Source organism: Citreimonas salinaria (assembly GCF_900107235.1).
Classification (GTDB): Bacteria; Pseudomonadota; Alphaproteobacteria; order Rhodobacterales; family Rhodobacteraceae; genus Citreimonas; species Citreimonas salinaria.
The window spans coordinates 58,407-78,973 of record NZ_FNPF01000019.1 but is presented as its reverse complement, the minus strand read 5'-3'; the positions used below and the strand labels follow the sequence as shown (position 1 = coordinate 78,973).

Genomic DNA, 20,567 nt, shown 5'->3' with positions numbered 1-20,567 from the left:
CCCGCACTCAGGGCTGAAGATGCGCTCGCCACGCGACTTCATCGCAGCTCAAACCGCAACTGCCTGAGTGTCCGGCGAAACGGGGGCAAGACCACGCGGGAAGATTTACACTCGTGACGTTGACCATGCTGCTCGTGTCCTTGCCCAAGGGAGATGGGCTCAGACTGCCGAAATCGGAAGCACATATCTACCTGATCTGATGCCGCTTTTGTTGGTCACAGCCTGCTCCGCACCTCCCGGAACAGCGCCTTGATCTCGCCGACTGCCTTCGAGCTCGGCCTGTCGAACTCGGTGATCGCCTGACCGGAGATCAGCGCCTGCATGAAGGCCTTGCGCTGGCCGAGCCGCGCCTTCGCCACCGGCACGTCCGGGTAGAGCTCCTGCAGCACCGCCGCGGTGTCGTCGCCCTCTGGCCCGACGGCCGCCACCTGGCTCAACACGAAAATCCCGGGGCGACCGGTCTGTTTCATGATCCCGACCGTGCCCGCGGCCGCGTTGATGTCGAAGGGTCCCGGCCGAATAGGAATGACCACCAGGTCCGCCGCGCGGATCGCCGCATCGATGGTGCCGCCGGCATGGGGCGGCGTGTCGATCACCACGTAGTCGGCGCCATCCTCCTCGACCTGGGAGAGGTAGGCGGAGAGACTGCCGGGCATGGCCTGCAGGACAATCGGGTCCTCAAGCTCGCGCAGCTTCGCCCAATCGGCGACAGAGCCTGAGGGTCAAGATCCAGCAGGATCACCTGCGCGTCTTTCTTCAACTGCATCGCCTGAACCGCAAGATGGATCGAAATCGTGCTCTTGCCGGCGCCGCCCTTTTGTGTGGCGACCGCAATGATTTTGGTCCGATGGCTCATCACTCAGCGCCCTATGAGCTCGACAGGCGGATCACCGCGAGCCTCGCGCTCGTGGTCCCGTATCATTCGCTCCACGATTTCTTCGCCATGTTCGGCAACCCAAGCAAGTAACCCCTCGGTCCGTTCGCCGGTCAGTATCAGCTCCACGCCTTTCCCGGTCGCCTTCATCCGAGCAACGGGCTTCTCGATACCGTCGATGTAGATGTCGTGCGCCTTCGAGAAAGACCGCAGCCGGCGCCGCCAGATCCGCGCCGATGCGGGGGATCTCCTGCGGCCAAGGAAGCTGAACCAACATTTTTCCGATTTTTCCTTCGTTGCCGAAGAAAGCGACCAAGATTCACTTCGAACAAAGAAAGGCAGGACCCACCCACGCTCGACCCCTCGCGACCCCCATCTTGACGGCCGTGGCGGCGATTGCCGCCGTCCTTTCCGACGCGGCCCTCGGGCGAATGCCCCGGACATATCGCAACGGAGGTTCGCAATGAACTCGATCATCTACACCCATTTCGCCACGCCGGGCGCCAGCGTCAGCGCGGGCGGACTCGAGGTGGCGCTCCACCGCCTCGGCGCGTGGCTCGATGCCGAGCAGAACACGCTCGGCCGCCTGCTGGCCCAGGCCGGCCGAAGCCAGGCCACCGGCGCCCTCGCGGCGCTGGACCAGCTGCATCTCGACCCCGATGCCGGGATCGAGGATCTCCGGGATCTGCTCGAGGATGCCCGGACCTGCCTCGAAATCCTGCTCGAGACCTTACGGGAGATTCCAAGCCGCTGTCGGCTGGAGACGGCGTGGGGCCTATCCGGCCCCGCGTCTTTCGACACGCACCTGCGGTGGAGCGCAGCGCGGCTGGAGGACATTATCGCGACGCTCGACCGAGCGCTGGCGGCCTGAGGCGGGCAGGGCAGGCCCCCGGCGTTGCCGCCGGGGTCCATTTTTGTATCCGATAAGACGGGTTATCGGACACTAAAACGAACTGGGGCCGGGCTGTGTAGTGACTGCTCAGGGGTCGGTAGAACCCATGGGCAGTGTCCCATCACGTTGTGAAGTTTCACGCCGCACTGACGGTGTAACCGGGTTGGCCTTCTTCGACTTCGACATGATCTGTCTCCCTGTCCCACTCAACCAGAAGTGGGGCGGCGGGTTCGGCGCCGCCCCGCACTTCGTGTCACCCGTCGAACCCCACCCGCGCGGCACGCAGCCTGAGCGCATTGCCGATCACTGAGACGGAGGACAGGCTCATTGCGGCGGCGGCGATCACCGGCGACAGGAGCAGCCCTGTGAAGGGATAGAGCAAGCCCGCGGCGACGGGCACGCCGAGGCCGTTGTAGAGGAAGGCGAAAGCGAGGTTCTGCTTGATGTTGCGCACGGTGGCGCGGCTGAGCCGGCGCGCGGTGACCAGCGCCGTCAGGTCGCCGCGCACCAGCGTGACGCCGGCGCTTTCCACCGCGACATCAGCGCCGGTGCCCATGGCGATGCCGACATCCGCGGCGGCGAGCGCGGGCGCGTCGTTCACCCCGTCGCCGGCCATCGCCACGGTGCGGCCCTCCGATTGCAGCCTTCGGATCGCCGCCTGCTTGTCGGCGGGCAGCACCTCGGCGATCACCTCATCGATGCCGAGATCCTCGGCCACGGCGCGGGCCGTCACCTCGTTGTCGCCGGTGAGCATGACGATGCGCAGGCCCTCGTCATGCAGCGCCGCGATGGCCTTAGGCGTCGTCTCCTTGATCCGGTCGGCCACGGCGACCAGCCCGGCGGCGCGTCCGTCCACCGCAACGAGAATGGCCGTCTGCCCCTTGCGCCGCGCGGCATCGGCCCGCTCGGATAGGGCGGCGGTGTCGGCGCCCGCATCCCGCATCATCGCGACGTTGCCGATGGCGACGCTGCGGCCCGCGACGCGTCCCGAGATGCCCTTGCCGGTGGTGCTGTCGAAACTCTCGACCTCGGGCAGGGCGATGCCGCGCGCCGATGCACCCTCGACGATGGCACGCGCCAGCGGATGCTCGGACTGCGCCTCCAGCGCCGCAACGAGGCCCAGAAGCTCGTCCTCGGTCATGCCTTCAGCCAATACCTCGACCAGGGCGGGGCGTCCCTCGGTCAAGGTGCCGGTCTTGTCCACGACCAGCGTGTCAACGGCGGCGAAACGTTCGAGCGCGGCGGCGTTCTTGATCAGCACGCCGTGACCCGCGCCCTTGCCGACGCCCACCATGATCGACATCGGTGTGGCGAGACCGAGCGCACAAGGACAGGCGATGATCAGCACCGAAACTGCCGAAATGAGGCCGAGGGCCATCGCCGGGGCTGGACCGAACAAGCTCCAGACCACGAAAGCCAGCAAGGCGATCCCGACGACGAAGGGGACGAAGTAACCCGAGACCTTGTCGGCGAGCTTCTGGATCGGCGCCTGGCTGCGCTGCGCCTCGGCGACCATGGCGACGATGCGGTTGAGCATGGTGTCGGCGCCGACGCGCTGCGCCCCCATCACGAAGCTGCCGGTCTGGTTGATCGCGCCGCCGGTGACCGCGTCGCCCTCGGCCTTCTCGACCGGGATCGGCTCGCCGGTGAGCATGCTCTCGTCGATGGTCGAGCGTCCTTCCAGAACCACGCCGTCGACCGGCACGCTCTCGCCTGGCCGCACGCGCAGCCGGTCGCCCGAGCGGATCATGTCGAGCGGCACGTCGCGCTCGCCTCGGTCGTCGACAAGGCGCGCGGTCTTGGGCGCGAGATCGAGCAGCGCGCGGATTGCGCCCCCGGTGCGTTCGCGCGCGCGCAGTTCCAGCAGCTGGCCCAGTAGCACCAGCGTCACGATCACCGCCGCCGCTTCGAAATAGACGCCGACCTCGCCCTCGTGGCCGCGGAACTGCGGCGGAAATATCTGTGGCACGACTGTGGCCACGACCGAGTAGACATAGGCCACGCCAACGCCGAGCGCGATCAGCGTGAACATGTTGAGGTTGCGGCTGCGGACCGAGGCCCAGCCCCGCTCGAAAAAGGGCAGGGCACACCACAGCACCACCGGTGTCGCGAGGATCAATTCAATCCAGTCGAGCATCGGCGCGGAGATGATGGCGAAAGCCTGCGGCGCGAAATGCCGGCCCATGGCGATAATTGCCAGCGGGATCGTCAAGGCTGAGCTCAGCACGAAGCGGCGGCGGAAGTCGATGTATTCCTCGCTCGGGCCTTCGGTCATCGGGATGCCCTTGGGCTCCAGCGCCATGCCGCAAATCGGGCAGGAGCCGGGGCCGACCTGCTCGATCTCCGGGTGCATCGGGCAGGTGTAGATCTCGTCCTCGCGCTCGGGCGGCGCGGCCTTCAGCGCGGGATCGAGAAAGACCTCGGGCCGGGTGTCGAACTTCTCTCGGCACTTGGCCGAGCAGAAATAGAAGGTCTCCCCCTCGTGGTCCGAGACATGCTTGGCGGTTTCGACATTGACCGACATGCCGCAGACCGGGTCGATCGCTGTTTGATCGCCGGGCAGATCGTGATGATGGGTATGGCGACTCTGGCCCATGACATGCCTTTCAAATCCGAGAGCGGTGTCGTGTGGCTCCCGCGTTGCAAGAAGCCCTCGTGGGGCAAGATAAATTCGGCATTGTGCCGGATGCGTCGTCCACTGGACGCTCTGATCTCTCGATCTCGTCTCGGCTTGCGTTCGAAAGACAGACCGATTGCCAGTATGGTTCTATCCAATCCTTCCCAACACAGGCATGGTTTCGAGCAGCCAGTAAGACAGGTCGCTTAGCTGGCCTGTCATCATCGCCAGCCCCATCAACACCATGACACCGCCCGCGGCGCGGTGCAGAACGCGTCCGAATTTGCGCGCCGAACGCAGACGTCGGCTGGCTTGCTGGATGAACGCCGCCACCATCAGGAAGGGCAGTCCCAGCCCTGCCGAATAGACCGCGAGAAGCGTCATGCCGTCTCCGATGGTGGCCTGCGCGGCGCTTGCGGTCAGGATCGCGCCAAGGATGGGGCCGATGCAGGGGGTCCATCCGAAGCCGAAGGCCAGACCGAGGACATAGGAGGCTGTCGGCTGGCCGCCGGGGATGTCGAGGTTCAGCCGGAACTCGCGTTCGAGAGACCGCAGGCGCGCGGCCCCGAGCATGAAGAGCCCGAAGAGGATCACGATCCCGCCGCCGACCATGTTCAGTTCAAAGCGCCACCGCAACAGCGCCTGTCCGAGCGCCGTGGCCGAGGCCCCAAGGGCGATGAAGATCGTCGAGAAGCCCAGCACGAAGCAGAGGCTCAGCCCGATCGTCGCGGCGCGGCCCTGCGTGTTGCCCGGTGCCGTTCGTCCGGCGATGTAGGAGACATAGCCGGGCACCAACGGCAGGACGCAGGGCGACAGAAAGGAGACGGTGCCGGCCAGCAGCGCGGCGAGAAGGCCGAGCGACTGGATGTCAGCCACGGGTGATTCCCCGCCAGGACAGCCGGGATGTGGCGCCGAGATAGGCGGCCACGGGCACGACGAGCCATTGCAGGAACGGGGTCAGGCCCGCATCGATGACCGGGATCACCGGCATGATGTCACGATAGGCCCAGGCCTCGCGCACGGTGATGTTCAGCCATTCGCTGAAGATGGTGTAGCCGACGCCCATCACCACCGCGGCGAGCAGCACCGGAGCCCAGCTCCGACGGGGCCAATCCCCCGAGCCCAGGGCGAAGAGCGCCAGGAGCAGCGTGCTGAAGGCGATGAAGAGATCGCCACCCGTGCAATGCAGGATCGCGAAGGCGATCTCGCCTACCGTGCCTTCGATCCAGATCGTGTAGAGCGGGATATGGGCGATCTCCCACAGCAGGTGACCAATGAGGGAGAACAGGAAGTAGCGCCGCAGGACCGTCAGCCAGTCCGGACGGGTGGCGGTGCGCGAAGGCGCAGGCGCGGCCGCGGTCATCGGAACCACCCTCTTGCCCGGTCGAGCAGGCCCTCGGGCTCGGGATGCGGATGCGCGTTGGTAAGGCCATTGATATGCATGAGAAGGTTGAGCGGCGCGAAGCTGGCGCCATGGAAGATGGCGACATGCCGCCCCTCCCGGTCGAAGAGGTGAATCATTGGGTTGTCTCCATTTCGTGCGGATCGGGAGGCGAACTCTACCTCGAGGTCTTCGAGCGCACCATTTGGCACCGCGACCGACCAGTTCCCGGCGTCGACGGTGTCGATACCGTCCGGTTCCTCGGCGATCGTGATGAAGCGGACCATCTCGCGCATCGGGCTCGCATTGAGCGACGCCACCGTCTGCGCAAGCCGATCATGCTGCGCCCGGCAGGGCTCGAGGCAAGGGCTCGAGCGGAAATTCACGGCCACAACCTGTCCCGCGAGGTCCGCGAGATCGAGCGGCTGACCATCCGCGCCTATGAGGTCCACATCAGGCGGGGGGCCGGAGATCGCCTCGAATGCGGGCTCTTTCTGGGCGGTGACCTCGTCGAGCCGTTCGCCCGGGTGATCGGCCAGCGCCGGGATGCCGAGCAGGGCCATGGTCATGGCAATGGGAACGAGGCGCCGCATCAGCTTCGCCCCTCCGCCTCAAGACGCATCTCGATCTCCCGGGCCAGGTCCTCGGGGGGCTGGTCGCCTTCCAGGAAGACGGCCTCGAAGCGGCCGTCGGGCCGCATCAGGTAGATGTGGCCGGCATGCGCCATGCGGTATCCGTCGGCGGCCTCCGCATCCGGCAGCTGCTCGTGATAAACCTTGAAGGCATGCGCGGCGGCCGTGGCCTGATCGTTGCTGCCGGTCAGCCCGACGAGGTCGGGGTGAAAGTTCGCGACGTAGTCGGCCATGACCTCGGGCGTGTCGCGCTCGGGGTCCACCGTGATGAAAAGGGGCGCGATCCGGTCTGCATCCTCGCCCAGAAGATCAAGCGCGGTGGCCATGTAGGCCAGCGTGGTCGGGCAGACATCGGGGCAGTTGGTGAAGCCGAAGAACACGAGCTGCCAGCGGCCGGCGTAATCGGCCTGTGTCACCGCACGCCCGGTGTGGTCGATCAGCTCGAAGTCGGAGCGGATGTCGGCCTCGCCGCTGTAGGCAACCTCAATGGGCGCGGAGGGATCGCGCAGGACGACAAGTCCCGCGATGGCCAGGGCGAAAACGGCGGCCCCGCTCCAGAGGAGGAAACGCAGCCGTCGGTAAAAGCTGTGGGAATTGGGCATCTGTCTGTCTTTCCGGTTGGCCCGCCCGGGCAAGGGCCCGGGCGGGCCTTCGTTCAGCCCTGATCGGCCTCGTCGTGATGTTCCTGCATGTGGGTGTTCATCGTTTCCATCATCTCCATGCAGGCCTGCATGTGCTTCATCATCATGGGCATCATGTTTTCCATGCCTTCCATGCCTTCCATGCCCTGCATCCCGGCCATGTCGCCGCCCATCATGTGGCCGCCTTCCTTCGTCGTCTCCTGGGTTTCCGCCGGGGCGGTCTCCTGGGCGTGGGCCAGGGGGGCGAGCGCGATCAGGGAGAGGGCGACGGCGCCGCCGAGCTTGGTGGTGGTCTTCATGTCGTGTCCTTTCGGAGTGGGTTTCAGTCGGTCGAAACGTCCGGCTTGGTCGCCGGATCGCTCTTGTTGGCGCAGGCGGACGAGCCCCCACGCATGCAGAGGCCCAACGCGCACATGACGGCGCAGGGGGCCAAGCTCAGGATCAGGGGCGTGGCGCCGATGGCGGTGAGCCAGCCCCAGTTCAGGATCATGCCGGTGCCGATGACGGCGAAGGCCAGCACCATCCAGCCACGCCGCCCGAACGCCGGGAAACGGCGGACAGGGGCGGTCACGGGGGCGGATTTCGACAGCTCGTTCATGCCTCGGCCTCCGACTGGAGCCGTCGCACGACCGGCAGGATGTCCTGTTCGAGCGAGCGGCGGTCAAAGGGACCGACATGCTTGTAGGCAATCCGCCCCTGCGCATCGATGACGAAGGTTTCCGGCAGCCCGTAGACACCCCAGTCGATCGAGGTGCGCCCAGAGCGGTCGGCGCCGATACGGGTATAAGGATCGCCCGTCTCGTCGAGGAAGGCGAGCGCCGCGTCCGGCGCATCCTTGTAGTTGATGCCGTGGATGGGAACCGTGCCTTGGGCGGCCAGCTCGACCAGCAGCGGCATCTCGACCCGGCAGGGCACACACCACGAGGCCCAGACATTGACGATCGACACCTCGCCCTGCAAACCGGCGGAGGACAGACCGTCATCGCGGCCCTCGATCGGCGGCAGGTCGAATTCGGGCACCGCGCGACCGATCAGGGCCGAGGGCAGTCGGTCGTCGGAGTTCATCAGGCCCCAGTAGAAAGCCGCCGCGAGCGCTGCGAACAGCGCCGCCGGAAGCAGCACCAAGGCCCGGCCTCGGGATCGCCTGCGTGGGGCCTGTTCCGCCGAGTTCATGGCTTGCCCTCGGCCCCGGCCGAGACCTCGGCCTGAAAGCCGCGCTCGCGCTCGGACCAGCTGGTCTTGATGTAGGCCAGCACCGCCTTGATCTCGTCATCGCTCAGCAGGCCCTCGAAGGCCGGCATGTCGCTCTCGTAGCCGGGCACCACCGCACCTACACCATGCTTGGTAATGGTGAAGAGATCGCGGTCGGCGTGGTGCCAGGTATGGCCGCTGTCGTCATGCGGCGGGGCGGGCATGCGCCCGTCCTCGGTCCGGCGGCGCCAGTCGGGCTGGCCCTCGAGCTGCGCGCCATGGCAGGCGGCGCAGCTCTCGGCATAGATCGCGCCGCCCTGTTCGACCATGTCCCGCGTGACAGGCTCTCCGAGGATGGCGAGCCCCGCGATCTCCGCCGGTGCCGCTCCCTGCGAGTCCCCCTCCATCAAGCCTTGGGCCACCGCCGCGATCGCGGCGGCGCCAATCAGGCCCGAGGCGAGGCCGATGGCCAGCCCGCGTCTCATCGCGCGCTCCTGAGGAACTTAACCAGCGCCAACAGGCTCAGAACGAGCAGCGTCAGCACCAGCAGCATGACGAGCCCGCCCCCGGCCATCATGGCGCCCATCATCGGTCCGTTCATCATCGACATCATGGCCTCCATGCACTCATTCATCGGAGAACACCGTCACTTCGTCGCCGGCGAAGGCGTAGGTCTTGAGCGTGCCACTCTTGCCGCCCATGCCAGGGGCGTTCATCGGCATGCCGGGCAGGGTGATGCCGGTGATCTCGGGGCGCTCGGTGGTCAGCCGCGCCACGATTTCGGCCGGGACCAACCCGCTGACATAGTAGCCATCGACCTGCGCGAGATGGCAGCCAAGACCCTGCTCGGGCACCCCGGCCTCGATCGAGCGCTTGTCGAAGTCGCGGTCGTCGATCCGCGTCACATGGTAGCCGTTCTCCTCCATGTAGTCCGCATAGGCGTCGCAGCAGCCGCAATTCGGATCGCGCCAGATCGTCATCTGCCGATCGGCGGGAACGGTGGTCTCGGCGAGCGTGACAGCCGCGCTGTCGGTTTCGGCGGTGGTGAAGGTCGCGATGCCGATGGCGGAGACGGCGGCCAGCGCGAGGGCGGTGCCGGTGAGAAGCTTGCGGTTCATGTCAGCTATCCTTGGACAGATCGAAAGGGGACCAGTTGGTGCCGCCGTCGCGCGAGACGCGCAGACCGGCGGCACCGGCGGAGATCACGTGGAGCGGATCGGCGGGGTCGACGGCGAGGGCGCTGATGGGGTCGGAGGCGCTCTGCTCCCAGTTCACCCCCGCATCCGTCGACAGCCACAGCCCGGAGGGCAGCGCCGCGAGAAGGCGCTGGGGTGCGTCGGGGGCAAGGGCGAGGATCTCGATTGGCTCGCCTTCGGGTAGCGCGGCCACCGCCGCGGGGGCGTCTCCCGCCACGAGCGCGTCCAGCGCGTCGCCTGCGACCACGTCCTGCCAGCGGCAGAAGCAGTCGGGCACCCGCGTCAGCCCGGTCCGCGTGCCGGCATAGAGCCAGATGCCACCCATGCCGGTTTCGTGCGCCACGGAGACGAGGCTGAGCACGTCATGCTCTTCGCCGCCGAGATAGGGGCGGTCCATCACGAAGGCCCACGTCTCGCCACCATCCTCGCTGCGCCAGAGCCCGTCGCCTTCGAGAGCGGCATAGATGGTGTCGGGCGCCTGCGCGGCCACAGCGATCGAAAGGATCGCCGCGCCGGGCAGCCCGGCATCGGCGGGGACCCAGCTTTGGCCGCCGTCATGGCTGCGGCGCAGGGCGCCGTCGCGCCATCCGGCGAGGATCGTGCCCGGGCGGTCGGGATGCGTGGCGAGGGCGGAGGGTCCCGCCGGAGCGTCGAGCCGGGTCCACGCATCGCCCTCGTGGCGCAGCAGGCCATCCGGCGTGGCGGCAAGGAGGGCAGTGCCGTCGAAGGCCAAGGTAGTGACGGCGTCCGAAGGGGCACTCCGGGGGGCCGAGCGGGCGAGGCCCGGGGCGAGCATCGTCATGCCCATCGCGGCAAGGCCGGAGGACAGGACGCGACGGCGCGACAGCGCACGTGCGAAATGAGTGGTCATGGAGGATATCCCGAGAAGGAGAAGGTCGGTTCAGCGTCCGCCTGCCGAAATCGGGCGGGCATGACGAAACCGGGCCGTCACCTGCGCGGTGCGGCCGGTCAGCTCAGGATGGTGGCTCGTGGGGGTGCGGGGTCGAAGCCCGGCTGGCGTGTTCGCACCGCCGCGTCCGCGGGCCAACCGAGAGCGGTCGCGGCGACAGCCTGCGGCAGCGCTGCCATAAACGTCTCCGTGGACAGCAGCGGCGCAGTGCAGTCGAGGTCACAGACCACCTGTTCGCTCGCATCCTGCGCACAGGCCGAGCAGAGATCGTCCTGCTGTTCCACGGTGCTGGACGCCGCCATGTCGATCGACATCCGGGCGCCGGCAACGTCATGCACCAGCACGCCGACCAGAAGGGTCAGCGACAGGCAGAACGTGGCAAGGCGAACCCAGAGGCGCATGGCAACGATCTAAGAACGGACGCGCCGCCTGTCTACCGGGCGAGGGGGAAATTCGCTCACGAAACCGTCACCTTGCGGATCGTCGCCGAAGCGCGCGCGAGGCGGGAACGCGGCCATGGGTCTGTTCGTTTTCATCCCGCACTCAACAGAGGAGCGAAGCATGCAAGTTCAGGACATCATGACCAGCGATCCCGTCTGTTGCGGCGGGAACACCACCATCCAGGAAGCCGCGAAGCTGATGGCCGAACGCTCCATCGGGGCGCTTCCGGTGCTCAACGACGCGGGCGAGCCGATGGGCATCGTGACGGATCGCGACATCTGCTGCGGCGGCGTGGCCGAAGGCAAGTCCGGCGATACGGCCGTCTCCGAGGTCATGTCGACGGATGTGCTGACCACCTCGCCGGAGGAGGACGTCTCCTCCTGCTGCAACAAGATGGAAGAGCGCCAGGTGCGCCGCGCCGTCGTGACCGATGGCGAGGGCAAATGCTGCGGGATGGTGGCGCAGGCCGACGTGGCGCGTGAGGCGCAGGGCGCGGAAACTGCGGATCTCGTCCAGAAAGTCTCGCAGCCGGAAGGCCGTTCGGGCTGCTGCTGACGAGAGGGGCGGAGCGCTGCGAGGCGCTCCGCCCTTTTTTCTGTCTCGGCGGCGATGTCCGGACCCATCGTCCATGCCGAAAGTTGAGGGACAGAAGGCCCTTACGAGTATCGGTGCGGCCACAGCACAGGGAGACGTAGATGATGGACGGCGGAATGATGTTCGGCATGGGGATCTGGTGGCTGGTGATCCTTGTGCTGGTGATCCTCGCGATCCTCGCGCTGGTGAAGTATCTGCGGAAATAGGTGAGGAATGAATGACGGAGACACCGGACAAACCCGTCGTCCTCGTCACCGGCTCCAGCGGCTATCTTGGCGGAGCGGTCGTGCGACGCCTGCATCAGAGTTACCGCGTTGTCGGGCTTGATCGCCATTCGCCACCACACCCGCCTCACCAAGCGGAATGTGTCTGTTTCGATATCACCGATCAGCAAAGCGTAGACAAAGCTCTGGCGAGGGTGCGGCTTGCCTATGGCGATCGCATTGCCGCGTGTATTCACCTCGCGGCCTATTTCGATCTGACGGGCGAGGACAATCCCGCATATGACGCCGTGACGGTGGAAGGGACGAAGCGGCTGCTGAAGGGGTTGCAGGAGTTCCAGCTCGAGCAGTTCGTCTTTGCCTCCACCATGCTCGCGCATGCGCCGACTTCGCCGGGGCAGCCAATCGATGAAGACGCGCCGTTCGATGCGAAGCTTCCCTACCGTGCCTCGAAGGTGCGCACCGAGGCGATGTTAAGACAGGAGAAGGGCGAAGAAAAGCTTGTCCTGATGCGCCCTGCCGGCATCTACGATGACCAGGGGCATTCCACGTTCCTTGCTCACCAGATCGCGCGCATTTACGAGAAGCGCTTCAGCGGCAAAGTCTACCCGGGCGATCTGTCACGCGGACAGGCCTTTCTGCATCTCGAAGACCTGCTGGATGCGATCGAATGCATCGTGGATCGTCGGATGGATCTCCCGGATGTGCTTCCGGTTCTGTTGGGCGAAGCCGAACCCATTCCCTTCGGAGAGTTGCAGCGCCTGATCGGGCACGAGTTGCATGGAGAGGATTGGATCACCTGGAACATCCCGCCGAAACTCGCCAAGATCGGCGCTTGGGGTGAGAACCGGATCTTCGGCGAGGACGCCTTTATCCGAGCCTGGATGGTGGACATATCCTCCGATCACTACGAGCTGGACCTTTCGACCGCCCGGGAGCAGTTGGGCTGGCAGCCGCAGCACGGCCTGCGGGAAGACATGCCGCGCATCCTGCGAAATCTGAAGGATGATCCCTATCACTGGTATTCGGAAAACGGGCTGAATGCCGCGCGGGTTTCCGCGACCAAGGTCGTGCAGGCGAATGCCGAGCAGCACGGCGAGGACGACAGCCCCGCCGAAGCGGACTCGGCCGCACGCGAGCACGACAACCACATGCGGATGATGCATTTCCAGATGCTCTGGGTGCATTGGCTGGTGGCCGGGCTGGGTCTTTGGCTGGCCACTGCGCCTTCCGTTTTCGGCACCTTCGACCAAACCGAGTTCAGCGCCGCCGTGCAGCGTGTCACCGAAGATCGTGGGCTTTGGGCCGCGGCAACGCGCAGCTGGTTGACGGCCTGGAATGACGTTTTCACAGGACTGGCGATCACTGCCCTGGCGCTGATCTCGATGCGGCCTGGCAACGGTTGGGCGCAATGGGCCAACGCCGCGCTGGGGGTCTGGCTGTTGACGGCGCCTTTGGTCTTCTGGACGCCGGACCCGGCGGTTTATGCGAACGACACGTTGATCGGCGCGCTCGTCATCGCGCTGACCATCCTGATCCCGATGATGCCCGGCATGTCGCGCGAGGGCATGATGGATGAAGGCGATATACCGCCAGGCTGGACATACTGTCCGTCCACCTACGTGCAACGACTGCCGATCATCGCGCTCGGAGTGGTGGGCTTCCTTCTGTCGCGCATCCTGTCGGCCTACCAGCTGGGTCATGTCGACGGCATCTGGGAGCCATTCTTCTCCTCTCCTTCGGCTCTGAACGGCAGCGAATATATCGTCACCTCCGACGTCTCCAAGGCTTGGCCGGTGGCCGACGGGGGGCTGGGCGCCATGAGCTACATGTTCGAAATCCTGATGGGGGTGATGGGCAGTCGAAAGCGGTGGCGCACGATGCCATGGATGGTCGCGCTCTTCGGCATCGTCGTCGGTCCACTGGGGATCGTGAGCATCTACTTCATCATCATTCAGCCGATCACGATTGGCACCTATTGCACGATCTGCCTGTTGGCGGCGGCAGCGATGCTGATCATGATCCCGTTCTCGCTCGACGAGATCGTGGCAATGATCCAGTTCATGATCTGGAATACGCGGCGCGGCCGCCCCTTCTGGCGCGCATTCTTCCGAGGCGATGCGTTGCCGGGGTCGACAAGCGGAGGTTCGATGAGCTTCGATGCCGTGCCTACGAAGCTGCTTCGGCAAAGCGCGCGCGGTGTTACCGTCCCATGGACCCTTGGCCTCAGCGCCGCCCTCGGCGCCTTCCTGATGCTGTCACGCGCCATCTTCGGCAACGAGATGCCCTTGGCGGGCAGTGATCACCTGGTAGGCGCGTTGGTGCTCACGACCGCCGTGATCGCATGGGCCGAGGTCGCGCGCCCGTTGCGCTTCCTCAATCTGGGGTTCGGACTGTGGCTCGTGATCGCGCCCTGGCTTCTGGGTGGCGGCACGGTTCCGGGAAGCCTCGTTGGCATCTTGGCCGGCTTGGCACTGATCATTCTTAGTCTGCCTCGGGGTCGGCGTAGCGCGGAGCATTACGGCAGCTGGGACCGATACGTGGTCTGACATTTCCGGCGATCTCTGTGCGCCGGCTCGAGATGCGGTCGAGTTGACGAAGCGGATATCTCAGCGCTTGGGTCGGCGTTGAGTCTGTTGGCAGCCGTGTTTGTGAGGCGACCGCGCAGGAGTAGCCGGCGCTCAGTCCAGCAGGGCGTCCAGCACGGGGCACTCCGGAACCTCGCTTCCGCTGCATTGCGCCACCGTGTCGCTCAATGCTCTTTCGATCCGTTGCAGATCGACGATCTTGTCCTGCACATCCTTGAGATGGGCCGTGGCGATTTCCTTCACCTCGGCGCAAGTCTGGTCGTGGCTGTCGACGAGGCTGAGCAACCCTCTGATCTCCTCAAGAGAAAATCCGAGATCACGCGCGCGCATGACGAAGCGCAATCGGCGCACATGATCCTCACCGTAGCTGCGGTAACCGTTCGGGTCCCGGGGCGGATCGGGCATGACGCCGACCGTCTCGTAGTAGCGAATGGTCTCAAGGTTGCATCCGGTGGCCCGGGCAAGGGCGGCTCGCTGCATCGGCTTCACGGAAGGGTGATCTTTTCCCATTCGGAAAGTCCTTGAGCCTGTATCAGCTACAGACCTTAGGCCTCCTTGCAGATGATCGCAAGGAGACCATGCATGGACACCACGGATTCTGCATTGCCGAGGGACGCGTCAGACGTCCCGGAAGGCCGCGGCTGGACGGCCACCGCGTTGGCGGCGCTCGGTGCACTGGCCATGACATCCTGCTGTATTCTGCCGCTGGTGCTTGTCAGCTTCGGGGTCAGCGGGGTTTTCATCGCCCAGATGGGCGCCCTCTATGCCTACAAGTGGTATACCTTCGGCATCGCCGCCGCGTTCCTGGGTTACGGCTTCTACAAGGCTTATCGGCCTGTCCGCTGCGCCGATGGCACCTGTGCCCGCCCGATGAACCGCACCGCGATGCGCTCCGTTCTCTGGATAGCGGCGGCAGTGATCCTCATCGCCATGCTGTTTCCCTACGCCTCCCCCTACATCCTCTCGTTCTGAAAGCACACTGACATGAGAAACATCCTTTCCGGCGCCCTGGCGCTGTCCGCGCTTTTCGCCGCCCCTGCCTTTGCCGCCGAACAGGTCGTCCGCCTCGAGGTCGGGGGACTGACGTGTCCCTCGTGCTCGTTCATCGTCGGCAACTCGCTGAAATCCGTAGAGAGCGTGGTGATCGAGAACTTCGCCGAGGGCGAAGACCCGAGCGAGGGGCTCTATACGGTCCGTTTCGACGACGAAGTCACCTCCACTGACGCCCTCATCGCGGCGGTCGAAGAGAACGGCTACCCGGCGGCGCTTCTGGAAGACCCGGTGAGTGGCGAGGGTTCGTGAAGCGGGGTCTCGATCATCTCGATCAACCGAGAGAGCAGCCGGACAAGGCCGAGGCGAACCGCCTGCTGAAGGGTGGCCTCGGCGGCGCAATATTCGCGGCGATATGCTGCTTCACGCCACTCCTTGTCCTGGCGCTGGCTGGCGCAGGCCTGTCGGCGGTGACGGGGTGGCTCGACTACGCGCTGTTCCCGCTGCTGTTCGTCAGCCTCGCGGTGGTCGCGCAGGCTTTGTGGCTGCGTGCCGGACGGCCCGGGCCGTCCCCCAAGATCTGGGCCGCGCTCATTGCGGTGCTGCTCTCGGTCTTGATCATCGTTCTGGAGTTTCGCGGGGCGCTGTCCCTCACGCTCCTCACCGCGGCGCTGACCGGTGCCTACGCTCTCTTTCTCAACCGCAAGTCCAGGGAGGTCCGATCATGATGGCGGCTGCCTGCTGTTCTCCCATCGGCCTTTTCACGGGCCTGTTCTCGATGGCCACGCCTGTGCTGGCGATCGGCGCCATTCTCTACCTGGTCCTCGCCAAGCCGAAGACCGATCCGACGACGAAAGTGACCTGAACCATGAATGACTGCTGCTCGAACGAAAACAAGGCATACGACCTCATTGTGGTGGGCGCCGGCTCCGCCGGGTTCTCCGCCTCGATCACCGCCGCCGAGGCTGGCAAGCGCGTCGCGCTCGTGGGCCACGGGACGATCGGAGGGACCTGCGTCAACTTTGGCTGCGTGCCGTCGAAGGCCATGATCCGTGCGGCCGAGGCGCTACACGGCGCGAGCGCGGCTGCGCGCTTTCCCGGCCTGTCAGGTGCTGCGCAGGTCGATGACTGGTCCCGGCTCGTCGCCGGCAAAGACGACCTTGTCGCGACTTTGCGTCAGAAGAAATACGCCGACCTGCTGCCCAACTATGAGGGGGTCGATTACATCGAGGAAGGCCCCGCGACGTTGGTCGAGGGCGGTGTTCAGATCGGAGATCGCACGATTACCGCGCCCAGAACGCTGATTGCTACGGGCAGCCGGTCGCTTGTCCCGGCGATCCGCGGGATCGAGGATGTCGAACCGCTCGACAGCCAATCACTTCTGGAGCTGGAGACCCTGCCCGAGAGCCTGATCTTCGTCGGGGCTGGCTATATCGGTGCGGAGCTGGCGCAGATGATGGCGCGGATGGGGGTCAAGGTAACCCTCGTGGCACGCTCCCGCCTGCTGCCCGGCGCAGAGCCCGAGGTGTCCGACGCCCTGACCGAGGCTTTCGAAGCCGAGGGCATCACGCTGCTGACCGGTCTGCAATATGACAGCGTTGCTGCGTCGGAAGATGGCGTCACCTTGAAGATCACGCAGGAGGGCACTGCGAAGGACGTCACCGCCGAGCGGATCGTCGTGACAGCCGGTCGGCGTGCCAATTCCGAAGATCTCGGCCTCCAGGAGGCGGATGTGCAGACCGACAGTCGCGGCGGGATCGTCGTGGGACAGGATATGCAGACCTCGCGCCCTGGCATCTATGCCGCCGGTGATGTGACCGACCGCGACCAGTTCGTCTACATGGCAGCCTACGGCGCCAAGATCGCGGCACGCAACGCCGTGGCGGATGCCGAAGAGCGATATGACAACAGCACGATGCCCTGGGTGGTCTTTTCCGATCCGCAGGTGGCGGGAGTCGGTCTGAGCGAGCAACAGGCGCGCGATGCCGGACACGATGTGAAGACCTCGGTGCTGTCGCTCGACCAGGTGCCCCGGGCTCAGGCAGCGCGCGACACGCGAGGGCTCATCAAGCTCGTGGCCGACCGGGAGACGGACCGGCTGCTCGGTGGACAGATCGTGGCGCCCGAAGGGTCCGACACCATCCAGACGCTGGTGATGGTGCTGAAGGCGGGCATGACGACCAAGGAACTGGGCGAAACGATCTTTCCCTATCTGACAACCGTCGAGGGCCTGAAGCTCGCGGCGCAGACCTTCGACAAGGATGTGGCCATGCTGAGCTGCTGTGCCGGGTAAGATCTGCCTTTCGTCCGGCCCGCCCTGCGTCAGTGGGCCGGATCACTGCTCCATATGCCGGTGTCGATTGTCGGTGTCCGCTCCTGTGGAACCTGCATCGGGTGTCTGTAGTTTGATGCAGAGTTGGAGGAGGTCCTGACGTTCCTTGAGCGTTGCCGAGGAGGCTCGAGGGAAGACATCGCGTCTCGCACTGGGCGTCCGTGTGAGGCTGTTCGCCGAACCTCGCGGCCCCGACCGCCTGGCCTGATGGAGGATACCATGCAGCAGTTGCCACTCGAAAACACCCGCGCGATCGTGACTGGCGCAAGCTCCGGGATCGGCGAGGGGATTGCGCGGGCCTTCGCCGCGGCGGGCGCCTCGCTCATCGTCAACTTCCGCTCCGACGAGGAGGCGGCCGATCGCATCGTTGGTGAAATCCGCAAGAACGGCGGTCGCGCCGAGGCGGTGCAGGCCGACATCTCAACGCCGGAGGGCTGCGGGACACTGTTCGAAGCGGCCGATGAGCAGTTCGGCGGGGTGGACATCCTCGTGTCGAACGCCGGCATCCAGCGCGACGCCACCTTCACCGAACTGAGCCTCGAAGACTGGCGCCAGGTCCTCGACGTCAACCTGACCGGCCAGTTCCTCTGCGCCCAGGAGGCGGTGCGGCGCTTCCGCCGTCAGGGTCTCGATCCGGAACGGTCTCCGGCGCTTGGAAAGATCATCTTCACCAGCTCCGTGCACCAGGCCATACCTTGGGCGGGCCATGCGAACTACGCCACCGCCAAGGGCGGGGTGAAGCTGCTGATGGAGACGATGGCGCAAGAGCTTGCCTGCGAGAAGATCCGCGTCAACGCCATCGCGCCTGGGGCGATCAAGACGGCCATCAATCGGGACGCGTGGGAGGACGAGGAGGCCCGGAAGGAGCTTCTGAAGCTCATCCCTTATGGCCGGGTTGGCGAAACCGAGGATGTGGCCGAGGCCGCGGTCTGGCTCGCGTCGGACGCGTCGGACTACGTGGTCGGGACGACGCTCTTCGTGGATGGCGGCATGATGCTCTACCCCGCCTTCCGCGAGGGCGGCTGATGGCTACCCGCAATGCCGGATACCTGCCGTTGCGGGACGACGCTCTCCTCGGCGATTGCCACGGCGCGGTCTTGGACCGCCGGGACGGTGCGATGGACTGGTTCTGCCCGGCCCGCTTTGGTGCGCAGTCGGCCTGCTGGACGCTATGCCTTCCTCGGAAACTTCCCGCAGGCCTTCACAGACCTGCCGCTGACCAACAGCGCCATCAACCTCGATCTCTACGAGACTGGCGGCGGCGACGCGCTTCTGGGGACCCACGCCGACAGGACAGCGCGGGCCGCACCGGAGCGGGATCGAAGCGCTCAGCCTGACCCAGGCAACGAGGCCGCAGGGCTGTCTCGCGCTACCCGGTCTCTTGGATCTCGACCTGAAACAGGAGAGCGGAAAGTGTCATCGAATGGACGGCAGGGCGTTCCGCTGGATGCAATGATGTCCGGCGAGATCCGCTCTCATGAGCTTGAAGAATGTGCCCGCTGCGGCAGCCGGTTCCCCTCTCCTGGGGTGGTGCACCAAGGCCACCACTACTGCTGCGATAGATGCGCCATGGGGCCGAGCTCCCGAATGAAAGCCCGCATGATGGTCCGTATGGCCCCGATGCTTGTTGGACTTGTCGGCGTCGGGGCTTTCGCGGGCTGGCTGGCCGCGCGTGGCAGTCGGAAAACCCGATCAAAGGAGATTTGAAATGAGCAAGACATACGACGTCATCGTCATCGGAAGCGGCACCGCCGCGACCACCGTGGCCAAGCGTGTCAGCGCCGCTGGCCGAAGCGTGGCCGTGACTGATTTCCGTCCCTATGGCGGCACTTGTGCCCTGCGCGGCTGCGATCCCAAGAAGATGCTGATCGGTGGCACCTCTGCCTCCGATCATGCCCGGCGAATGCAGGGCAAGGGGGTCGAGGGCGACGTGCGGATCGACTGGCGCGAATTGCTGGAATTCAAGCGCGGCTTCACTGACCCGGTGCCGGAGAAGAAGGAGAAGAGCTTCTCCGAAAGCGGCATCGCGACCTTCCACGGGCGGGCCCGCTTTGTCGGTCCGAATGCGGTGGAGGTCGATGGCGAGACCCTGGAGGCCAAGCACATCGTTCTGGCGACCGGCTCTGAGGCGATGAAGCTGGGGATTCCCGGTGAAGAGCATTTGATCGACAATGAGCGCTTCCTCGAAATGGAGAGCCTGCCGCGCCGCATCGTGCTGGTCGGTGGAGGCTATATCGCGGCGGAATTTTCCCACATCGCGGCGCGGGCCGGGGCGGAGGTGACGATCCTCCAGCATGGGGATCGGATGCTGACGGGGTTCGATCCGGATCTGGTCGGATGGTTGATGGAGAAATACGAAGAGATCGGCGTCACCCTGCATACCGGCACCGAGGTCGAGCGCGTCGAAAAGACCGAGGATGCCTTTCGCGTCACCGCCACCGGCGAAGGGGGATCGAGAACCTTCGATGCGGATCTCGTCGTGCACGCGGCTGGCCGCAAGCCCGATTTCGCGCCGCTTGCTCTTGAAGCGGCTGGCGTCGAACTGCGTGACGGCAAGCTGGCGCTCAACGAATACCTGCAAAGCACCTCGAACCCGGCCGTTTACGCCGCCGGCGACACTGCCCAGATGGGTCCGCCACTGACTCCCGTGTCCAACCATGATGGAAAGGTGGTTGCGGCGAACCTGCTTGAGGGCAATCACAGCACGCCGAACTACAAGGGCGTGCCCTCGGTCGCCTTCACCCTGCCGCCGATTGCTCGTGTGGGGCTCGACGAGGCCGAGGCCCGGGAGCAGGGGTTGAAGTTCCGCATGCAGTGCGACCGGACGCCCGGCTGGTTCTCGACGCGCCAGCAGGCGGAATCCGTCTCCGGCTACAAGGTTCTGGCCGAGGACGGCAGCGAGCGCATTCTGGGCGCGCACCTGCTGGGACCGCATGCCGATGAGGTCATCAATGTCTTTACCCTTGCCGTGCGGCACGGGCTGACGGCCGACCAGCTCAAGGACACGATGTTCGCCTATCCCACTGGAGCGTCCGACATCTCGTCGATGTTGTGAAGGTAGGTAACG

At 65.5% G+C, this 20,567-nt stretch carries 26 protein-coding genes; 10 read left to right on the top strand and 16 right to left on the bottom strand.

Features of this window, described 5'->3' with window-relative positions:
• Positions 1–215 precede the first annotated feature (215 nt).
• On the bottom strand, positions 216–656 hold the full coding sequence (locus BLW27_RS17980) for a ParA family protein (RefSeq protein WP_143042338.1): 441 nt from the start codon (positions 654–656) through the stop codon (positions 216–218).
• Positions 593–856, bottom strand: a complete 264-nt coding sequence (locus BLW27_RS22150) for a ParA family protein (protein ID WP_089885501.1) — start codon at positions 854–856, stop codon at positions 593–595. Before BLW27_RS22150 ends, BLW27_RS17980 begins: the two co-directional genes overlap by 64 nt.
• Positions 857–1,337: 481 nt before the next feature.
• On the opposite strand from BLW27_RS22150, the gene BLW27_RS17970 reads away from it, so the two are divergent.
• Positions 1,338–1,745, top strand: coding sequence for a hypothetical protein (locus BLW27_RS17970; protein WP_089885499.1), 408 nt, complete (start codon positions 1,338–1,340; stop codon positions 1,743–1,745).
• 274 nt (positions 1,746–2,019) lie between these two features.
• On the opposite strand, the gene BLW27_RS17965 is transcribed toward BLW27_RS17970, so the two are convergent.
• The 13 genes from BLW27_RS17965 to BLW27_RS17910 all read right to left on the bottom strand — a co-directional run bounded on the left by BLW27_RS17965 (position 2,020) and on the right by BLW27_RS17910 (position 10,735).
• Positions 2,020–4,362: a heavy metal translocating P-type ATPase gene (locus BLW27_RS17965; RefSeq protein ID WP_089885496.1), complete on the bottom strand. Its 2,343-nt coding sequence runs from the start codon at positions 4,360–4,362 to the stop codon at positions 2,020–2,022.
• A gap of 171 nt (positions 4,363–4,533) precedes the next feature.
• The gene (locus tag BLW27_RS17960) at positions 4,534–5,259 is read right to left on the bottom strand and encodes a cytochrome c biogenesis CcdA family protein (RefSeq protein WP_089885494.1); all 726 of its coding nucleotides are present in this window, start codon (positions 5,257–5,259) and stop codon (positions 4,534–4,536) included.
• Entirely contained in the window at positions 5,252–5,746 is a 495-nt protein-coding gene (locus tag BLW27_RS17955) for a hypothetical protein (protein WP_089885492.1), read from the bottom strand. Before BLW27_RS17955 ends, BLW27_RS17960 begins: the two co-directional genes overlap by 8 nt.
• Complete coding sequence (locus tag BLW27_RS17950) at positions 5,743–6,357, bottom strand: thioredoxin domain-containing protein (RefSeq protein ID WP_089885490.1); 615 nt, start codon at positions 6,355–6,357, stop codon at positions 5,743–5,745. The genes BLW27_RS17955 and BLW27_RS17950 overlap by 4 nt, the downstream gene beginning before the upstream one ends.
• Entirely contained in the window at positions 6,357–6,998 is a 642-nt protein-coding gene (locus BLW27_RS17945) for an SCO family protein (protein ID WP_089885488.1), read from the bottom strand. Before BLW27_RS17945 ends, BLW27_RS17950 begins: the two co-directional genes overlap by 1 nt.
• Before the next feature lie 53 nt (positions 6,999–7,051).
• Positions 7,052–7,336, bottom strand: a complete 285-nt coding sequence (locus tag BLW27_RS17940) for a hypothetical protein (RefSeq protein WP_089885486.1) — start codon at positions 7,334–7,336, stop codon at positions 7,052–7,054.
• 23 nt (positions 7,337–7,359) lie between these two features.
• The gene (locus BLW27_RS17935; RefSeq protein ID WP_089885484.1) at positions 7,360–7,635 is read right to left on the bottom strand and encodes a hypothetical protein; all 276 of its coding nucleotides are present in this window, start codon (positions 7,633–7,635) and stop codon (positions 7,360–7,362) included.
• Positions 7,632–8,159 carry a DsbE family thiol:disulfide interchange protein gene (locus tag BLW27_RS17930; RefSeq protein WP_089885533.1) on the bottom strand — a complete coding sequence of 176 codons (528 nt, stop codon included), beginning with the start codon at positions 8,157–8,159 and terminating at the stop codon, positions 7,632–7,634. The genes BLW27_RS17935 and BLW27_RS17930 overlap by 4 nt, the downstream gene beginning before the upstream one ends.
• 47 nt (positions 8,160–8,206) lie before the next feature.
• Positions 8,207–8,713 carry a c-type cytochrome gene (locus BLW27_RS17925; protein WP_089885482.1) on the bottom strand — a complete coding sequence of 169 codons (507 nt, stop codon included), beginning with the start codon at positions 8,711–8,713 and terminating at the stop codon, positions 8,207–8,209.
• Positions 8,710–8,850: a hypothetical protein gene (locus BLW27_RS21345; protein ID WP_177177981.1), complete on the bottom strand. Its 141-nt coding sequence runs from the start codon at positions 8,848–8,850 to the stop codon at positions 8,710–8,712. Before BLW27_RS21345 ends, BLW27_RS17925 begins: the two co-directional genes overlap by 4 nt.
• Before the next feature lie 4 nt (positions 8,851–8,854).
• Positions 8,855–9,346, bottom strand: a complete 492-nt coding sequence (locus BLW27_RS17920; protein WP_089885480.1) for a DUF411 domain-containing protein — start codon at positions 9,344–9,346, stop codon at positions 8,855–8,857.
• Between the two features lies 1 nt (position 9,347).
• Positions 9,348–10,295, bottom strand: a complete 948-nt coding sequence (locus tag BLW27_RS17915; RefSeq protein ID WP_177177980.1) for a WD40/YVTN/BNR-like repeat-containing protein — start codon at positions 10,293–10,295, stop codon at positions 9,348–9,350.
• 98 nt (positions 10,296–10,393) lie between these two features.
• The gene (locus BLW27_RS17910; RefSeq protein ID WP_089885478.1) at positions 10,394–10,735 is read right to left on the bottom strand and encodes a hypothetical protein; all 342 of its coding nucleotides are present in this window, start codon (positions 10,733–10,735) and stop codon (positions 10,394–10,396) included.
• 160 nt (positions 10,736–10,895) lie between these two features.
• Here BLW27_RS17910 and BLW27_RS17905 point away from each other — a divergent pair, with 160 nt between their 5' ends.
• A complete protein-coding gene (locus BLW27_RS17905) occupies positions 10,896–11,330 on the top strand; it encodes a CBS domain-containing protein (protein WP_089885476.1) in 435 nt (144 codons plus the stop codon).
• 256 nt (positions 11,331–11,586) lie between these two features.
• Positions 11,587–14,139, top strand: coding sequence for an NAD-dependent epimerase/dehydratase family protein (locus tag BLW27_RS17900; RefSeq protein WP_089885474.1), 2,553 nt, complete (start codon positions 11,587–11,589; stop codon positions 14,137–14,139).
• Positions 14,140–14,271: 132 nt separating this feature from the next.
• Here the strand turns inward: BLW27_RS17900 and BLW27_RS17895 are convergent, their stop codons facing one another.
• Positions 14,272–14,688: a MerR family transcriptional regulator gene (locus BLW27_RS17895; RefSeq protein WP_177177979.1), complete on the bottom strand. Its 417-nt coding sequence runs from the start codon at positions 14,686–14,688 to the stop codon at positions 14,272–14,274.
• 72 nt (positions 14,689–14,760) lie between these two features.
• Here BLW27_RS17895 and BLW27_RS17890 point away from each other — a divergent pair, with 72 nt between their 5' ends.
• From BLW27_RS17890 to BLW27_RS17865, 7 genes are all read left to right on the top strand, one after another.
• Positions 14,761–15,150, top strand: a complete 390-nt coding sequence (locus tag BLW27_RS17890) for a mercuric transporter MerT family protein (protein WP_089885471.1) — start codon at positions 14,761–14,763, stop codon at positions 15,148–15,150.
• 12 nt (positions 15,151–15,162) lie between these two features.
• Positions 15,163–15,480 carry a heavy-metal-associated domain-containing protein gene (locus BLW27_RS17885; RefSeq protein ID WP_245710937.1) on the top strand — a complete coding sequence of 106 codons (318 nt, stop codon included), beginning with the start codon at positions 15,163–15,165 and terminating at the stop codon, positions 15,478–15,480.
• Entirely contained in the window at positions 15,477–15,896 is a 420-nt protein-coding gene (gene merF / locus BLW27_RS17880; protein ID WP_089885469.1) for a mercury resistance system transport protein MerF, read from the top strand. The genes BLW27_RS17885 and merF overlap by 4 nt, the downstream gene beginning before the upstream one ends.
• A complete protein-coding gene (locus BLW27_RS21340) occupies positions 15,893–16,033 on the top strand; it encodes a hypothetical protein (protein ID WP_177177978.1) in 141 nt (46 codons plus the stop codon). Before merF ends, BLW27_RS21340 begins: the two co-directional genes overlap by 4 nt.
• Positions 16,034–16,036: 3 nt before the next feature.
• Entirely contained in the window at positions 16,037–17,461 is a 1,425-nt protein-coding gene (merA, locus tag BLW27_RS17875) for a mercury(II) reductase (protein ID WP_089885466.1), read from the top strand.
• Between the two features lie 258 nt (positions 17,462–17,719).
• On the top strand, positions 17,720–18,526 hold the full coding sequence (locus BLW27_RS17870; protein ID WP_089885464.1) for a glucose 1-dehydrogenase: 807 nt from the start codon (positions 17,720–17,722) through the stop codon (positions 18,524–18,526).
• Positions 18,527–19,172: 646 nt separating this feature from the next.
• Complete coding sequence (locus tag BLW27_RS17865) at positions 19,173–20,555, top strand: dihydrolipoyl dehydrogenase family protein (RefSeq protein WP_245710936.1); 1,383 nt, start codon at positions 19,173–19,175, stop codon at positions 20,553–20,555.
• Positions 20,556–20,567: the final 12 nt, after the last annotated feature.

What these genes read in the sequence shown, in the direction of transcription:
- BLW27_RS17980 (WP_143042338.1), bottom strand. Translation starts at nt 656, where the DNA reads ATGCCCGGCAGTCTCTCCGCCTACCTCTCCCAGGTCGAGGAGGATGGC.
- BLW27_RS22150 (WP_089885501.1), bottom strand. Translation starts at nt 856, where the DNA reads ATGAGCCATCGGACCAAAATCATTGCGGTCGCCACACAAAAGGGCGGC.
- BLW27_RS17970 (WP_089885499.1), top strand. Translation starts at nt 1,338, where the DNA reads ATGAACTCGATCATCTACACCCATTTCGCCACGCCGGGCGCCAGCGTC.
- BLW27_RS17965 (WP_089885496.1), bottom strand. Translation starts at nt 4,362, where the DNA reads ATGGGCCAGAGTCGCCATACCCATCATCACGATCTGCCCGGCGATCAA.
- BLW27_RS17955 (WP_089885492.1), bottom strand. Translation starts at nt 5,746, where the DNA reads ATGACCGCGGCCGCGCCTGCGCCTTCGCGCACCGCCACCCGTCCGGAC.
- BLW27_RS17950 (WP_089885490.1), bottom strand. Translation starts at nt 6,357, where the DNA reads ATGCGGCGCCTCGTTCCCATTGCCATGACCATGGCCCTGCTCGGCATC.
- BLW27_RS17945 (WP_089885488.1), bottom strand. Translation starts at nt 6,998, where the DNA reads ATGCCCAATTCCCACAGCTTTTACCGACGGCTGCGTTTCCTCCTCTGG.
- BLW27_RS17940 (WP_089885486.1), bottom strand. Translation starts at nt 7,336, where the DNA reads ATGAAGACCACCACCAAGCTCGGCGGCGCCGTCGCCCTCTCCCTGATC.
- BLW27_RS17935 (WP_089885484.1), bottom strand. Translation starts at nt 7,635, where the DNA reads ATGAACGAGCTGTCGAAATCCGCCCCCGTGACCGCCCCTGTCCGCCGT.
- BLW27_RS17925 (WP_089885482.1), bottom strand. Translation starts at nt 8,713, where the DNA reads ATGAGACGCGGGCTGGCCATCGGCCTCGCCTCGGGCCTGATTGGCGCC.
- BLW27_RS21345 (WP_177177981.1), bottom strand. Translation starts at nt 8,850, where the DNA reads ATGGAGGCCATGATGTCGATGATGAACGGACCGATGATGGGCGCCATG.
- BLW27_RS17920 (WP_089885480.1), bottom strand. Translation starts at nt 9,346, where the DNA reads ATGAACCGCAAGCTTCTCACCGGCACCGCCCTCGCGCTGGCCGCCGTC.
- BLW27_RS17915 (WP_177177980.1), bottom strand. Translation starts at nt 10,295, where the DNA reads ATGACCACTCATTTCGCACGTGCGCTGTCGCGCCGTCGCGTCCTGTCC.
- BLW27_RS17910 (WP_089885478.1), bottom strand. Translation starts at nt 10,735, where the DNA reads ATGCGCCTCTGGGTTCGCCTTGCCACGTTCTGCCTGTCGCTGACCCTT.
- BLW27_RS17905 (WP_089885476.1), top strand. Translation starts at nt 10,896, where the DNA reads ATGCAAGTTCAGGACATCATGACCAGCGATCCCGTCTGTTGCGGCGGG.
- BLW27_RS17900 (WP_089885474.1), top strand. Translation starts at nt 11,587, where the DNA reads ATGACGGAGACACCGGACAAACCCGTCGTCCTCGTCACCGGCTCCAGC.
- BLW27_RS17895 (WP_177177979.1), bottom strand. Translation starts at nt 14,688, where the DNA reads ATGGGAAAAGATCACCCTTCCGTGAAGCCGATGCAGCGAGCCGCCCTT.
- BLW27_RS17890 (WP_089885471.1), top strand. Translation starts at nt 14,761, where the DNA reads ATGGACACCACGGATTCTGCATTGCCGAGGGACGCGTCAGACGTCCCG.
- BLW27_RS17885 (WP_245710937.1), top strand. Translation starts at nt 15,163, where the DNA reads ATGAGAAACATCCTTTCCGGCGCCCTGGCGCTGTCCGCGCTTTTCGCC.
- BLW27_RS21340 (WP_177177978.1), top strand. Translation starts at nt 15,893, where the DNA reads ATGATGGCGGCTGCCTGCTGTTCTCCCATCGGCCTTTTCACGGGCCTG.
- merA (WP_089885466.1), top strand. Translation starts at nt 16,037, where the DNA reads ATGAATGACTGCTGCTCGAACGAAAACAAGGCATACGACCTCATTGTG.
- BLW27_RS17870 (WP_089885464.1), top strand. Translation starts at nt 17,720, where the DNA reads ATGCAGCAGTTGCCACTCGAAAACACCCGCGCGATCGTGACTGGCGCA.